Below are 15003 nucleotides of genomic sequence, written 5' to 3'. Positions count from 1 at the left end.
ATGCGCTTCATCTTCCACTACCCGGAAACCACGGGATACGACGGCGACGTTCTGGACGCGGGCCCGATGCGCGAGGTCGCGATCGCGGTCGAGCGCGCCGGATTCGACGCGCTGTCGCTGAGCGAGCATCCGATTCCCGGTGCGCGCTGGCTGGCCTCGGGCGGACATCAGACCCTCGATCCGCTGGTGGCGCTGGGCTACATCGCGGGCGCGACCGAACGACTGCGGCTGCTGACCTATCTGGCCGTCGCGCCGTACCGCAATCCGTTCCTGCTCGCCAAGGCGGCGGCCACCCTGGACAAACTCTCCGGCGGGCGAGTGATCCTGGGGCTGGGCGCCGGCTATCAGAAGAGTGAATTCCATGCTCTGGGAATCGATTTCGAGGAACGCAACGCGCTGTTCGACGAGGCGCTGGAGACGTTGCCGCTGCACTGGAGCGGTGAGCCGTTCAGCTATGCGGGACGGCATTTCAACGCCCGGGACGTGATCGCCCGTCCGCGGCCGGTGCAGGATCCGATCCCGATCTGGATCGGTGGCAATTCCAAGCTCACCCAGCGCCGCGTCGCCGCACACGCGCAGGGTTGGATGCCGATGTCCGGCGGAGCCCAGATGAGTTCCACCACAAGAACTCCCGAGCTCGGCCCGATCGGTCAGCTGGCCGGTGACATCGCCGAACTGCGGGCGTCCGCGCAGCAGCAGGGGCGCACCGATCCGATCGACGTGGTGTACTCCTACCACGCGGACGGCCTGGGCACCCCCACCGACGACCCCGACCGCAATCGGGAGACGTTCGCCGAACTCGACAAGGCCGGGGTCACCTGGATCGTGGTCTCCTCGCGGACCCGGGAGCGCACCGCGACACTGGACTTCATCGAATCCTTCGGCGCGACCTATCTGCGGTAGACGATGAGCGAATCAGGAAACGACACAGCGGAATTCGACCGGGAGGCGGAGACCGGGGGTAGCAACCGGCACGGCGAGCCGACGAGCCGAGTCGGCGCCCGGAAACCCGAGTCCGCTGGAATAGAGCAGCCGAGCGCGCCGACGAGCGAAGCCACCGCCCGGGAACCCGAGTCGGCGGAGCAACACAGCGAGCCGAGGAACCGGCTCAGCGACCGAGCACCCGGCTCCGGCTGGTTCGAGCAGCGCAGCGGGCTGGCCGACCAGGTCGCCGTGATCACAGGTGGCGCAGGCGGTCTCGGCCGGGCCATCGTGACGGATCTCGCGGCCAACGGTGTGCGCACGGCGGTACTGGACCTGGATACCGAGGCCGCCGAAGACCTGCGCGCCACACTCGTCGCCGACGGCCACGACGCGGTGGTGCACGTCGGGGACGCCCGCGATCCCGATGTGCTCGCGGCGCTGTTCGACGAGGTCGATCGGCGCTGGGGACGGCTGGATACGCTGGTCAACGTGGTCGGCGGCACCTTCCGTGCGCCCTTCACCGAGACCCGCCCCAAAGGCTGGGACGCGCTGCTGCGGGCGAATCTGCTGCACGTCATGCACGCCTGCTCGCTGGCCGCGCCGCGGATGCGCGCGGGCGGGCGCGGGGGCAGCATCGTCACCATCACCACCATCGAAGCGCACCGTGCCGCACCGGGTTTCGCGGTCTACTCCGCGGCCAAGGCCGCAGTCGAGCAGTTCTCCCGGACGCTGGCGATCGAACTCGCGCCCGACCGGATCCGGGTCAACTGCGTTGCGCCGGACTATGTTCCGACGCCCAACCTGGCGCGCATCGGGCACGGGCAGGGTGACAGCGCGATGGACGATCCAGTCGGCGTGCGGGTGGCGATTCCGCTGGGGCGGTCCGGGGAGGTCACCGACATCTCCGGCTGCGTGGTGTTCCTGGCCTCGGATCTGTCGGCGTATCTGACCGGTACGACCCTGCATCCGGACGGCGGCACCTCGGCCTCGGCGGGCTGGTTCAACTGGCCCGAGCAGGGCTGGGCCAACTACGCCCCCCTCAGCTATCTGCGGAATTCGGACGGGCAGCCCAGCTAGCACCGGGCCGATCGTGAGCATCGGCGCAATCGGCCCGGACCAGGTACGCCCCGCTCAACTGCCCACGAGATCCGGCCCCGGTCCCGAGTTGGCGCGTATTGGCCCGGTACGGACTGGGCCCACCACACCCGGCTCAGCGCCCTCCGGGGTGCTGCCCAGCATCCGGCCGAATCGTGAGCGCCCGCAGGCAGAACGCGGTCACCCGGTCCACATCCGCGGCGGTGGGTTCCTCGCGCCGCCACAGATGGTCCGAGAGCCGGCCGACGGTCGCGTGGGCGACCAGTCCCGCGTCGAATTCCGGCTCGGCACTGCCCAATTCGGCGAACGGCCGGTGCAGCAGCAGCGCCAGCCGTCCGCTGGGCAGCGGTGAGCCCGCGTCGATGGCCGGGGTCAGCACGCCCGCGTTCCACAGCACCGCACGGGTGGTCGTCGCGGTCTCGTCGGCGGCCTGGGACAGCACGCCCTCCACCCAGGCCCGCACGGCCTCGCGCGGGGAGTCGCGCTTGTCCATGCGATGGGCGACATAGCTGACCAGGCGGTCGGCCCCGTCCTCGATGAGCACCGCGATGAGTGCGTCCTTCGACGGAAAGTGCCGGTAGAACGCATCATTGGACAGGCCCGCGGCCGCGACGATATCGGCCACCCTGGGCCGCGCGCCGGTGCCCCCGGCGCGGATGAGTTCGAGTGCGGCGTCCAGCAACCGCCGCACCTCACCCGCGTAGGCCGCCTCCCGGTCGGCGAGTGTGCGTGCCGCGATCCGGCTCGCTATATCACCCGCAGGACGCGCAGCGTTATTCTCACTCACAAGAATATTATTCTTGCCAGCGTGGATTCTCGCAAATTTCGAGCCGAGGTTCCAGCGGGAATCCGATGGCGAACCGGTCCACGCACGCACTATTACATGCAAGCATTCCTCTCATGAATGAGAATGCCGTTATCATCCCGCCGTGTGCGGCACATCGGGATCTGCGCGCTCGCCACCGAACCGCGGACTGGTTCGGTCGCACCGGCCGCGCGCTGACCGCCGCTGTCCTCGCCGCGACCGCCATTACCGCAGCTGGGCAGGCCGCCGAGGCAGCGCCCGCGAGCTCCGTCGCCCCGGTGGGCTCGTCCGGATGTCATATGGCACCGCCGGCGTCGGGCCAGTCGACTCGGCAGTTCGCGGCGGGCCGCCGATCCGGCACCTACATCGAGGATGTTCCCGCGGCCACGGATCATCCGATGCCGCTGGTCTTCGACATGCACGGCTATCTCGAACCGGCCGCGCTCGAGCACATCGGCAGCGGGCTCGGATCGTACGGCGACAGCCACGGCTTCGTGACGATCACCCCGCAGATCGACGAATCCGGTTTCCCCCGCTGGGATTTCAACCCCAACAGCGCCGATGTGTCCTTCCTGTCACAGCTGATGACGAACGTGGAATCCTCGGCCTGCATCGACCTGCGGCGGGTGTACGTGGCGGGGTTGTCGATGGGCGCCTTCACCACCTCGTCGCTGGGTTGCCAACTGTCGGACCGGATCGCGGCCATCGCACCGGTCGCCGGGCTGCAGAACTTCGCCTGGTGCCGCACCGGCCGTCCGGTTCCCGTAGTCGCCTTCCACGGCACCGCGGATCCACTCGTCGCCTACGGAGGCGGGCAGGGCGTCGGCGCGAAATTCCTTCCCGCCCCCAACGGCCCGCTCGGCGAACCGCTGAACGGCCCCGGCCCCACCGACATCCCCGCCAACGCCGCGGCCTGGGCCCACCGCAACGGCTGCGGCCCACAGCCGCAACAACGTTCGATCGCCGCCGACGTCACCCTGACCACCTATCCGTGCCCGCCGAACGCGACCGTCGAGTTGTATTCCGTTCTCGGCGGAGGACACTCGTGGCCCGGCCACCGGACGATCATCTCGCCCGAACCGATCGTCGGCCCCACCACCACATCGATCGACGCCACCGCGATCATGTGGGATTTTTTCCAGGCACACCCTCTGACCGGGGCCGTGCACAGCTGAGTGCGTCCGGCCTGCCACGCACCTCGACGAACAGCGGGCGGGCCGGAGAGCCTCACCCCAGCCGCGCTCGGCCGAACCTCCCGGGCAGCGCGATTTCCACCATACCGACGTGGACAACGCTTTTCGCCGATGGACGCCGCTCACGTCCATCGGTGCGATGACAGCCCAGCCTGGACACGATCCCCCGGGCACCCGTACAACCCATGTGCGTAGTCCGCATGACGGTTTCACAGACGATATCGACCGACAGCGGCGCTCCGGGCGGATCTCCTCGCACAGTCGCCGAGGCAGCGTGGTTCCGGTTCACCGCCCTTGCCAACGCGGCGAACGCTTTTCGGCGAAGGCGCGCGGGCCCTCCTGGGCATCGTCGCTGTTGTAGCAGAGCTCCGAGGCGTTGCGCGCGGCCTGTAGTGCCGCCGACCGGCCCATTTCCGTTGCGAGCATGACTGTTTCGCGGGCGGCGCGGACCGAGAGCGGTGCTCCGGCGAGTACCTCGGTGGCCAATTCCACTGCGGCGGTGAATAGTTCATCGGGCTCGGCGATGCGGTTGACCAGGCCGACCTCGTACGCACGACGGGCGGTGATCGGCTTGCCCGTCAGCATGATCTCCATCATGATCCGCTGCGGGATCATGTGGATCAGCGGTGCGGCCCAGGGGGCGCTGCGGCCGACCTTCACCTCGGTGATCGCGAAGCGAGCGGTGGTGGACGCGACGCACAGGTCACAGGCCTGGGCGATCATCCAGCCGCCCGCGTAGGCGACGCCGTTGACCGCCGCGATGGTGGGTTTGGACAGCTCGACGGTGTCGTACGGCAGGGCGAACATGTCCCGGGGCGGCACCCGCATACCCGTGTCGACCATCTCCTTCAGATCGCCGCCCGCGCAGAACGCCCGGTCCCCCGCACCGGTCAGAATCGCGATGCGCAGCAACGGATCCCGCTCGAACCTCGCCCAGGCCCGCGCCAGGCCCGCGCGCACCTGCGCGGTCAGGCAGTTGCGAATCTCGGGGCGGTTGAGCGTGATGACGGCGATACCGTCGTCGCGGGCCTCGAACAGGACGGCGTCGTTCACTCAGAAACCTCTCTGCTGGATGATGTGCGCGGCCCGCTCCAGGTCTTCCCGGAAGTCCGGATGCGCGATGGCGACCAGGCGGCGGGTGCGCTCGGCCAGGGTCCGCCCGCCCAACTCGGCCGCGCCGTACTCGGTAACGATCACGTCCACATCGCTGCGCGCGGTGGTCACCGGTCCGGACAGTGCGGCGGTGATCCGGCTGACCGTGCCCTTCTTCGCCGTGGACGGCAGCACGATCACCGAGTGACCGCCCGGCGAACACACTCCGGCCCGCACGAAATCCACCTGGCCACCGGTCCCGCCGAGATAGGCCGCACCGGTCTGCTCGGCGTTGACCTGGCCGGTGAGATCCACCTCGAGCGCGGAGTTGATCGTCACCAGCCGGTCCAGTTGCGCGAGCACCGCCGCGTCGTGGGTGTACGAGGTCGGGCACATGCGAATCTCGTTGTTGCGGTGGGCGAATGCGTAGAGGCGGTCGGTGCCGATCAGCGCGCCGGTGATCGAGACGCCCGGATCGATCCGCTTGCGCGCGTTGGTGAGCACACCGGCCTCGGCCAGATCGACCAGGCCGTCACCGATCATGCCCGAATGCACGCCCAGGTCCCGGCGGTCGTGCAGCAGCCGCAGGATCGCGTCGGGCACCGCCCCCACACCGGTCTGGATGACCGAGCCGTCCTCGATATAGGCGGCGGCGTATTTCGCGATGGCCGAATCGATGTCGGTGATCCGCGCGGGCGGCACCTGTACCGGATCGCGGGAAACCCTTACCGCGTAGTCGATCTCGCTGGCACGCAGCGTCGACCCACACGTCCAGGGCACCCGATCGTTGACCTCCGCGACCACCAGCCGCGCCCGCTCGACCGCGGCCCGAACGTAATCGCTGATCAGCCCGAAACTGTAGTCCCCCCGCGCATCCGGTGGCGAGACCTGCACGAAGGCCACATCGCACCCGATGATCCCGGTCTCGATGAACGGCCCCACCCGCCCGACATGACACGGAATCACCTCGAGCTTCCCTGCGGCGGTCAGTGATCGCAATGCGCCGATCGCCCCCATGCTCGACATCGAAAGCCCCTGCGTCGCTTCCGGAGTCAGCAGCCCGGAGAAGCTGGTCGCGATGAACGCCGACAGCCCCCCGATCGCCCCCGCCCCCGCGAGCAGCCCTTCCATCAAAGTGGTCGGCTCGCCGCACGCCTGCCCGACGACAATCCGGTCACCCGGCCGCAGGAATTCCGCGACGTCCAGCTCATCGGCTTCGATCACATTCATGCGCACTCCTCCACGATCTGCGCGACGCACTCACCGAGCCGATGAGTTGGCTCCACCACCCGCCCCCGCATACGCCACGCCTCGACGGCCTCCGGATCCTCGATATCGATCGTCTTCACGCGCGCTCCCTGTCCACGACCTCCGCGGTGTGCTCACCGAGCCGCGGAGCCGGACCCATCACCGGCCGCGATATACCCGAAACCCACTTCGGCACAACGAGATAACGCATCGGCCGATACCACGCCTCAACGGCCTCCACGACCCCTACCGCCTTCACGCGCCCTCCCCGTCCATGACCTCCGCAGTGTGCTGACCAAGCCGCGGAGCCGGACCCGCCACCCGCCCCGGCGTACGCGAGAACCACGTCGGCACACCGGGATAACGCACCGGGCCGTACGGGGCCTCGACGGTTTCGAAGAATTCCGCCGAGGTCAGGTGGGGATTGTCGAACAGTTCGTCCAGGGTCCGCACCGGCGCGCACGGAATGTCGCGCGAGCGGAGCAGTTCGAGCCATTCGTGTGTGGTCCGCTCGGCGAAGGTCTCCCCCAGCAGCGCGTACACGGCATCGATGCGTTCCGCGCGTTGCGCCAGCGTGGCGAATTCCGGTCCGGCCCAAGGCGGTTGCACCGCCTCGACGAACGCGGCCCACTGCTTGTCGTTGTAGACCAGCGCGGAGATGTACCCGTCCTTGGTTCGATACGGCCGTCGATTGCGGTCCACCGCACGGTGATACACCGCCGGGCCCAGCGGTGGGGAGAACATCGCACCGTTGGCATGTTCGACGAGCAGGAACGCGGCCATGGTCTCGAACATGGCGACCTCCACCTCCTGCCCCTCGCCGGTGCGCTCGCGATGGAACAGCGCCATCGTCGTCGCGTACAGCGCGGTCAGCCCGGCGACCTTGTCGGCCATGATGGTGGCGACGTAACCCGCTGTGCCGGTGAGCTGTTCCTGCACCGAGGGCAGTCCGCACTCGGCCTGGATGGTGTCGTCGTACGCGGTCAGATTCGCATCGGTGCCGCGGCGGCCGTACCCGTAGCAGTTGGTGTAGACGATGGCGGGATTGATCGCGGCGACCGCCTCGTAGTCGAAGCCGAGGTCGGCGATCGCCTTGCCGCGCATGGAGTGGATGAACACATCGCCGTCGCGGATGAGCTCGCGCAGCGCCCGTTCGCCTTCGTCGGACCGCAGATCCAGTACCACACTTCGCTTTCCGCGGTTGACGTTCACGAACACCCCGCCCATCCCGGGCTCCGGCCCGGCGGAGATGTAGCGGGTGTTGTCCCCGGCGGGCGGTTCGATCTTGATCACGTCGGCGCCCATGTCCGCCATGATCTGCGTGCAGTACGGCCCCATGACCATCGCCGTGAGATCGATGACCCGTATTCCCGACAGTGGACCGGTGTGTTTCATCTGCGTCAGTCCTCCACTTTCGGATGCCGGCGCTCCCGCCAGAGGACGCCGAATCGAGGGTGTCGAGCGCGGATGACGGATGTGGCCGGGACACCCCGGTTTTCGGTTGATCACGCTGCCCGCGTGATTCGGTGCGCAGCACGCCGGGACGGAGCGATCACGGACCGGGCCCCGGTGGCGCGTCTGCCAGAGTATCGGATTAATCCTTGCAAGGATAGTAAAGATGCTGATATCAAAGGGAGCGTGGAAAGTAGCACCGGCGCGGCGTCCCAGCGCAACAGTCCGGGCACGATCGCCCGGGTGCTCGACACCGCGCTGCGAACACATCCGGACTCCCCCGCGATCGAGGCCGCCTCCGGTATCTGGTCGTATGCGGAACTCGACGAGCGGGCCGATCGCGCCGCCGGCGCCCTGTGGTCGCTCGGCGTGCGTCCGGGCGACCGGGTGGCCGCCTGCCTGCCCAATGACCTGGACATCGTCGCCGCCTTCCACGGCGTCGCGCGCATCGGCGCGATCTGGGCGGGCATCGGCGAGGCGCTGGCCGAGAGTGAGCAGGCCGGACTGCACGAGACCTGCGAACCGGCGGTCCTGCTGGCCGCGGAACGCTGCCGCATCGACGTCCCCGGCCGCATCGACGCGCCTCGCTGGGTCGAACTGCTCGACCACGCCGAGGCGGCCCCGGAGGTCACGGTCGAACCGCACGCGCCCGCGGCCATCGCCTTCACCAGCGGCACCTCCGGTCGCCCGAAGGCCGTCGTGCACAGCCACCACAACCTGCTCCTGCCGGGCGCGACGCTGGTCGAGACCCGAGGCTGGGGACCGGACCTGCGCAAGGGCGACAGCTTCCCCCTGACGATCCTGAACCTCATGGTGCTGTCCACCCTGCTCACCGCCCAGGCGGGCGGCTGCGCGGTGATCATGGACCGGCGCGATGTCGACGGCGTCGCCGAGTGGATCACGACCCGCGGCGTGACGGTCTGGAACGGCGCACCCGCGCAGGTCTTCGATCTGGCGCGACGGCCGCACCTGGATCTCGGTTCCCTGCGAGAGGTCTGGAGCGGCGGCGGCGACGCGGGCGAGAACCTGTTCGCCGATTTCGCCGCCGCACACGGCGTAACCCCCAGGGCCACATACGGACTCACCGAAGCACCCGCCGTGGTCTCGATCGATCCCGTGGGCCAGGAGCGACGCGCGCGAGCGAGCGGACAACTGCTGCCGCAGTACGACGTCGCGGCCTACGACGATGCGGGCCAACGACTTCCGGCCGGTGAGCTCGGCGAGCTGCGACTCGCCGCAACCACATCCGGACCGCATGCGGGACAGTGGCGACCGTTCCTGGGCCACTGGGACAACGGCCGCATCCGCCCACCGGAGCCGGGCCCGATCGAGACCGGCGATATCGGCACCGTCGACGCCGACGGCTGGCTGACGGTGCTGGACCGCAAGAAACTCATCATCATCCGCGGCGGAGCCAATATCTATCCGCTCGAGGTGGAGCGGATCATCGCTACCGATCCCGCCGTCGCCGCGGTCGCCCTTTGCCCGGTGCCCGACGAACGACTCGGTCAGCGCGTGGCCGCGCTGGTCCAGAGCGCGGGCGGCACAGTGGATTTCGATGCCCTGGACGCACTGTGCCGGCGCGAGCTGGCCGGTTACAAGGTCCCCGAAATCTGGTGTGCCGTGCCGGAACTGCCGCTCAACGCGATGGGCAAGGTCGAACGCACCCGACTACCCGAACTGCTCGACCGCCACCGGTCGCCGAACCCCCGCACCTACTGACGATTGGGTAAGCCCGTGGCCGACAACGCCGCCGAACCGGCACCCCCCGGTGACACCGCCGCCCGCATGTTCGACCTGCGCGATCGCGTGGCGATCGTGACGGGCGCGTCCTCGGGCCTGGGTGCGGACGTCGCCCGGGCCCTGGCCGGACTCGGCGCGCGGGTCGCGGTGGTGGCGCGGCGGCACGACCGGCTCGCGGAGCTGGCCAAGGACATCGACGGCGCGGCGATCACCTGCGATCTGGCCGACCCGGCGGCGATCGGGCAGCTCGGGCCCGCGGTGGCCGACACGCTCGGACCGCCGGAGATCCTGATCAACGCGGCGGGCAACAGATTCGGGACCGAACGCGCCGAATCCGAACCCCTCACCGATGTGCGCCATACCATGGAGCTGAACCTGATCGCACCATTGTTGTTGGCGCAGCAGGTCTTTCCGTACATGCTCGAGGTCGGGCGCGGCTCGATCGTGCACGTCTCCTCGATCAGCGGGCGCGTCGGCGTGCCGGGCATTCCGCAGGCATCCTATGCGGCGAGCAAGGCGGGCCTGTCCGGGCTCACCGCCGAATTGGCGGTGCAGTGGGCACGCCATTCGATCCGGGTCAACACCGTGGCCCCGGGCTTCTTCCGCAGTGAGATCACCGACTCCCTCTACGACAGCGAACGCGGCGCGGAATATCTGCGCCGAAACACACCCTTGCCACGGCAGGGGGTCGCCGGTGACATCACCGGGGCCATCGTATGGCTGGCCGGTGACGCGGCAGCCTATGTCACCGGCCAGACGATCGTCGTCGACGGCGGCTGGACCGCACGCTAAAAACCAGAAAGGACTTCTCCCCCTATGTTTTCCGCACTCGTGATCGACAAATCCGATGCCGGGCAGACGGTTTCCGCGACGAGCCTGGACGAGGACCGGCTCCCGGACGGCGACGTCACCATCGACGTCGAGTACTCGACGCTGAATTTCAAGGACGCCCTGGCGATCACCGGGTCCTCGCCCATCGCGCGCACCTTCCCGCTGGTGCCCGGCATCGACCTGGCCGGTGTGGTCACCGACAGCAGCCACGCCGAGTTCTCCACTGGTGACCGGGTGGTGCTCAACGGCTGGGGCGTGGGCGAAAAGCATTGGGGCGGACTGGCTCAGCGCGCTCGCCTGAACGGTGACTGGCTGGTGCCGCTGCCGTCGGCATTCAGCAGCCGCCAGGCGATGGCGATCGGCACCGCGGGCTACACCGCGAGCCTGTGCGTCGAGGCGCTGCACTCCTTCGGCCTGCGGCCCGATCACGGCGAGGTGCTGGTCACCGGCGCGACCGGCGGTGTCGGCAGTATCGCCATCGCCCTGCTCACCGCGGCCGGCTTCACCGTGGCCGCGGCGACCGGCAAGACCGCCGAGGCCGACTATCTGCGCCGGCTCGGCGCGACCACCGTGGTGGACCGCGCCGAACTCGCCGAGCGCGGCAAGCCGTTGCAGAAGGAACGCTGGGCCGGTGTGGTCGACACCGCGGGCAGCCACATCCTGGCCAACGCGCTGGCGCAGACCCGCTACGGCGGCGCGGTCGCCGCCTGCGGCCTGGCCCAGGGCATGGACTTCCCGGCGACGGTCGCCCCGCACATCCTGCGCGGGGTCAGCCTGCTGGGCATCGACAGCGTGATGGCGCCCCGGGAACGGCGAATCACCGCGTGGGAGCGGCTGTCCCGTGATCTGGACGCCACCGCGCTGGAATCGCTGACCGAGGAGATCGCCCTGGCGGACGCCATCGGGGCGGCGAGCAAATTCATCGACGGCACGGTGCGCGGGCGCATCGTCGTGGACGTCAACCGCTGAGAGCAACACCCGGTTCCATTGGGCGACAACCAATTTCTCCCCGGAACCCGGTAGAAAGACAGGCAGCAGTGAGCACTTCATCGAACAAGTCCACCGAGAACACCACCGCCGAGGACACGGTCGAACTCGACCTGTCCGATGTGATCCCCCGCGTGGGACAACCGGTCGGCGGCGGCCAGTTGTGGGATCCGTGCAGCACCTCCGACATTCGCCGCTGGGTGATGGCGATGGACTACCCCAATCCAATCCACTGGGATGAGGAATTCGCCAGAGCATCGCGCTACGGCGGCATCGTCGCGCCCCAATCCATCGCCATCGCACTGGATTACGGTCACGGCGCGGCCCCGGCATGTGTCGGACGGATCCCCGGCAGCCACCTGATCTTCGGCGGCGAGGAGTGGTGGTTCTACGGCACCCCGGTGCGGCCGGGCGATAAACTGTTGCAGGAGCGGCGCTTCCACGACTACAAGGTCGCGCAGACGAATTTCGCCGGGCCCACCCTGTTCCAGCGCGGCGACACCACACACCGCAATCAACACGGCGCGCTGGTCGCCCGCGAACGATCCACCTCGATCCGCTACCTCGCCGAAGAGGCGAACAAGCGCGGCATGTACGAGAATCAGCTCGGCGAGAAGAAGCAGTGGACCGAGGCCGAACTCGACGAGGTCGGCCGCCTGCGCACCGAATGGCTGATGTCCAATCGCCTCGGCGTCTCACCGCATTACGACGAGGTGAAGGTCGGGGACACCCTGCCGCGCCGGGTGATCGGCCCGCACAGCATCGCGAGCTTCACCACCGAGTACCGGGCGTTCCTGTTCAACATCTGGGGCACGTTCGAATGGGTCACCCCGCAGGGCGTCGACGACCCGTGGGTGTATCAGGATCCGGGCTGGACCGAGGGGTTCGGCTTCGACGAGGAGGGCGCCAAGATCGATCCGCGACTGCGGGACGGACTGTACGTCGGACCCTCGCGCGGGCATATCGACCAGGACAAGGCGGGCAAGGTCGGCATGGCCCGCGCCTACGGTTACGGCGCGACCATGGGCGGCTGGTGCACCGACTACGTGGCCTACTGGGCGGGCAACGACGGCCTGGTGCGGCATATCAAATCCGACTACCGGCTGCCGTCGTTCGAGGGCGACGTCACCTATTTCGACGCCGAGGTCATCGACAAGCAAGACCAGTCGGAGTGGGGCGTGCCGCTGGTGCAGATCAAGTTGCAATTGACCAATCAGGATGGCGGCGTGCTGGTCAAGAGCATCGCCGAGGTCGAACTGCCGCTGTAGCGGCGGGAAGGGGTCAGCGGTGGATACCACTGCCGCACAGGACATCTCGATCGTATCGGGACCTCCGCTGGACAGTGAGCCCGGATTGGGCGCGCTGACCCTGCCGGGCTTTCTGCGCGAGGTCACCGAGCTGTACGGTGACCGCGAAGCCGTGGCCGGGCACACCGGCGAGGGCGTGGTGCGCTGGTCCTACACCGAGCTGTGGGAGCGCGCGATGGCGGTGGCCCGCGCGCTGCGGGCCTGCGGCATCGGCCGCGACGGCCGGGTCGGGGTGCTGATGACGAATCGTCCCGAATGGCTCGCGGCGGTCTTCGGCGCGAGCCTGGCCGGGGGCGTGGCGGTGCCGCTGAGCACCTTCTCGACCGCGACGGAACTCGATCAGCTGCTACAGCTGTCCGAGGTGTCGGTACTGCTGTTCGAAAGACGGGTGCTCAACAAGGATTTCGCGCAGATCCTCGCCGAGCTCGAACCCGCGCTCGGCGAGGCCGGGCTCGGCCCGCTGCGGTCGGCGCGCTATCCGTTCCTGCGCCGATTGGCCATGCTCGGACCGGCGCTGCCCACCGCGGCGATCGACACCTGGGACACCTTCCTCGCCCGCGGGCGCACCGAACCGCGCGAGCTGGTCGAGGCGACCGCCGCCTCGACCCGCCCGAGCGATACCGGGGTGCTGTTCTTCTCCTCCGGATCCACCAGCGCACCCAAGGGCGTCCTGAGCGCGCATCGCGGTGTGACCATCCAGATGTGGCGGTTCCGGCGGCTGTTCGGATTCGGTCCCGAGGACGACGTCCGCGCCTGGGTTGCCAATGGATTCTTCTGGTCCGGGAACTTCGCGCAGGCGCTGGGCTCGACCCTGGCAGCAGGCGGATCCCTTGTGCTGCAACAGATCTTCGACGCGCCGGAGGCGCTGGAGCTGATGCAGGCCGAGCGGGTGAACTTTCCGGGTGCGTGGCCGCATCAATGGGCCCAGCTCGAGGCCGCACCCAACTGGGACACCGTGGATCTGAGTGCCATGCGGTTCGTGGACTACAACACCCCGATCGCGCACCACCCGAGCGTGTCCACGGTCTGGTACGAGCCCGGGCACGCCTACGGCAACACCGAAACCTTCACCATCACAACATGTTTCCCCTCCGATACCCCGGAGGACGTGCACGCGGGAAGCAGCGGCGTCGCGCTGCCCGGGGTGACGGTGAAGATCGTCGACCCGATCACCGGCACGGTCACCGCGCTCGGCGAGTCCGGCGAAATCTGCGTCAAGGGACCGACTCTCATGCTCGGCTACCTCGGCACGCCGCTCTCGGAGACCCTGGACCCGGACGGCTACTTCCACACCGGCGACGGCGGCCATCTGGATGCGACCGGACGGCTGTTCTGGGAGGGACGCCTCACCGACATCATCAAGACCGGCGGCGCGAACGTCTCACCGCTCGAGGTGGACGAGGCGCTGATCGGCTATCCGGGCGTGAAAGTCGCTCGTACGGTTGGTGTTCCGCACGAAACCCTGGGTGAGGTGGTGGTGGCCTGCGTGGTCCCGCACGACGGCGCCACACCGGACGCCGCGGCCATCCGTTCGCATCTGCGCGAGCGCCTGGCCAGCTACAAGGTTCCACGGCACGTGCTGTTCTTCGACGAGTCCGATATCGCCTTGACCGGCAGCGCCAAGATCAAGTCCAGCGATCTGCGCGCACTGGCCGAGCGGCGGCTGGCCGATGACCCGAATCCGACTGCTGGACAGTAGGTTCCGGGTATCGGATTCGGCTCTCGGGGAGGTCGCCGCTCAGTAGGCGGCGATCTCCAGCAGCGCGTCGGCGACGGCCCGCGGTTCGGTGATCATCAGATCGTGGCCGGTGTCGATATCCCACAGCCGCCCCTGCGCCCGTGCCTTGGCGACCAACTCCGGGTCACGGGTGGCCAGGGTCGAGGTGCACACGATGTGATATTGCGGCAGCGCCCACAGCTCATCCTCGTTGCGCAGGTCGAGGTGGTCCTCGAAACACTGCCACGGATGCGCGGTGAGCCGCTCGGCCATCCAGGCCACCTGCTCCGGCTCGGTGACCCCGTAGAACAGCGGGGCCTCCGCCGCGGGCACCAGCACGAGTTCCACTCCGTCGACCGTCTCGCCCATCGGCCGCGTGGACTCGATGATCGGCCCGGCGACGTCGACCAGCGACTGACCGTTCACCGGATTGGCCGCGTCCAGATACACGACCCGGCCGATGCGATCCACGGCACGGTCGGCCGCACCGGTGATCACCATGCCGCCGTAGCTGTGCCCCACCAGGATCACCTCGCGCAGATCCTCGTAGTGCAGCAATGAGGCCACGTCCTGGATATGGGTCTCCAGACCGATTCCCGCCGTGCGCAG

15 protein-coding genes are annotated in these 15003 nt (G+C 68.5%); 8 read left to right on the top strand and 7 right to left on the bottom strand.

The window, feature by feature from the left end:
- On the top strand, positions 1–903 hold the full coding sequence (locus NM2_RS39530; protein WP_067680667.1) for an LLM class F420-dependent oxidoreductase: 903 nt from the start codon (positions 1–3) through the stop codon (positions 901–903).
- A 3-nt stretch (positions 904–906) separates the two neighbouring features.
- On the top strand, positions 907–2001 hold the full coding sequence (locus NM2_RS39525) for an SDR family NAD(P)-dependent oxidoreductase (RefSeq protein ID WP_084532031.1): 1095 nt from the start codon (positions 907–909) through the stop codon (positions 1999–2001).
- A gap of 133 nt (positions 2002–2134) precedes the next feature.
- Here NM2_RS39525 and NM2_RS39520 read toward each other — a convergent pair whose 3' ends face one another.
- Positions 2135–2806, bottom strand: a complete 672-nt coding sequence (locus NM2_RS39520) for a TetR/AcrR family transcriptional regulator (protein WP_067680664.1) — start codon at positions 2804–2806, stop codon at positions 2135–2137.
- 113 nt (positions 2807–2919) lie between these two features.
- On the opposite strand from NM2_RS39520, the gene NM2_RS39515 reads away from it, so the two are divergent.
- On the top strand, positions 2920–3999 hold the full coding sequence (locus NM2_RS39515) for a CE1 family esterase (protein ID WP_067680661.1): 1080 nt from the start codon (positions 2920–2922) through the stop codon (positions 3997–3999).
- Positions 4000–4302: 303 nt separating this feature from the next.
- Here the strand turns inward: NM2_RS39515 and NM2_RS39510 are convergent, their stop codons facing one another.
- From NM2_RS39510 to NM2_RS39500, 5 genes are read right to left on the bottom strand one after another with little or no spacing between them, the layout of a single operon-like run.
- Positions 4303–5070, bottom strand: coding sequence for an enoyl-CoA hydratase-related protein (locus NM2_RS39510; RefSeq protein ID WP_067680657.1), 768 nt, complete (start codon positions 5068–5070; stop codon positions 4303–4305).
- Complete coding sequence (locus tag NM2_RS39505; protein WP_067680654.1) at positions 5071–6339, bottom strand: acetyl-CoA hydrolase/transferase family protein; 1269 nt, start codon at positions 6337–6339, stop codon at positions 5071–5073. It lies immediately after the preceding gene.
- Positions 6336–6458, bottom strand: a complete 123-nt coding sequence (locus NM2_RS52715; RefSeq protein WP_281182820.1) for a hypothetical protein — start codon at positions 6456–6458, stop codon at positions 6336–6338. The genes NM2_RS39505 and NM2_RS52715 overlap by 4 nt, the downstream gene beginning before the upstream one ends.
- Entirely contained in the window at positions 6455–6616 is a 162-nt protein-coding gene (locus tag NM2_RS49785; RefSeq protein WP_157121682.1) for a hypothetical protein, read from the bottom strand. Before NM2_RS49785 ends, NM2_RS52715 begins: the two co-directional genes overlap by 4 nt.
- Entirely contained in the window at positions 6613–7752 is a 1140-nt protein-coding gene (locus NM2_RS39500; RefSeq protein WP_067680651.1) for a CaiB/BaiF CoA transferase family protein, read from the bottom strand. The genes NM2_RS49785 and NM2_RS39500 overlap by 4 nt, the downstream gene beginning before the upstream one ends.
- A gap of 243 nt (positions 7753–7995) precedes the next feature.
- On the opposite strand from NM2_RS39500, the gene NM2_RS39495 reads away from it, so the two are divergent.
- The 5 genes from NM2_RS39495 to NM2_RS39475 all read left to right on the top strand — a co-directional run bounded on the left by NM2_RS39495 (position 7996) and on the right by NM2_RS39475 (position 14376).
- Entirely contained in the window at positions 7996–9531 is a 1536-nt protein-coding gene (locus tag NM2_RS39495) for a class I adenylate-forming enzyme family protein (protein ID WP_067680648.1), read from the top strand.
- Positions 9532–9546: 15 nt separating this feature from the next.
- Entirely contained in the window at positions 9547–10344 is a 798-nt protein-coding gene (locus NM2_RS39490; RefSeq protein WP_245718444.1) for an SDR family NAD(P)-dependent oxidoreductase, read from the top strand.
- A 24-nt stretch (positions 10345–10368) separates the two neighbouring features.
- Positions 10369–11352, top strand: coding sequence for an acrylyl-CoA reductase (NADPH) (gene acuI, locus NM2_RS39485; protein ID WP_067680645.1), 984 nt, complete (start codon positions 10369–10371; stop codon positions 11350–11352).
- A 68-nt stretch (positions 11353–11420) separates the two neighbouring features.
- On the top strand, positions 11421–12638 hold the full coding sequence (locus NM2_RS39480; protein ID WP_067680642.1) for an FAS1-like dehydratase domain-containing protein: 1218 nt from the start codon (positions 11421–11423) through the stop codon (positions 12636–12638).
- Positions 12639–12657: 19 nt separating this feature from the next.
- A complete protein-coding gene (locus NM2_RS39475; protein ID WP_245718443.1) occupies positions 12658–14376 on the top strand; it encodes a class I adenylate-forming enzyme family protein in 1719 nt (572 codons plus the stop codon).
- A 39-nt stretch (positions 14377–14415) separates the two neighbouring features.
- Here NM2_RS39475 and NM2_RS39470 read toward each other — a convergent pair.
- The coding region (locus NM2_RS39470) for an alpha/beta hydrolase (protein ID WP_067680638.1) at positions 14416–15003 on the bottom strand (588 nt) is incomplete at its 5' end.

It is taken from the genome of Nocardia miyunensis NBRC 108239 (genome assembly GCF_001613065.1).
GTDB classification, from domain to species: Bacteria; Actinomycetota; Actinomycetes; order Mycobacteriales; family Mycobacteriaceae; genus Nocardia; species Nocardia miyunensis.
Note: the sequence above shows the minus strand (reverse complement) of the source record. Positions and strands in the feature narration are given on the sequence as shown.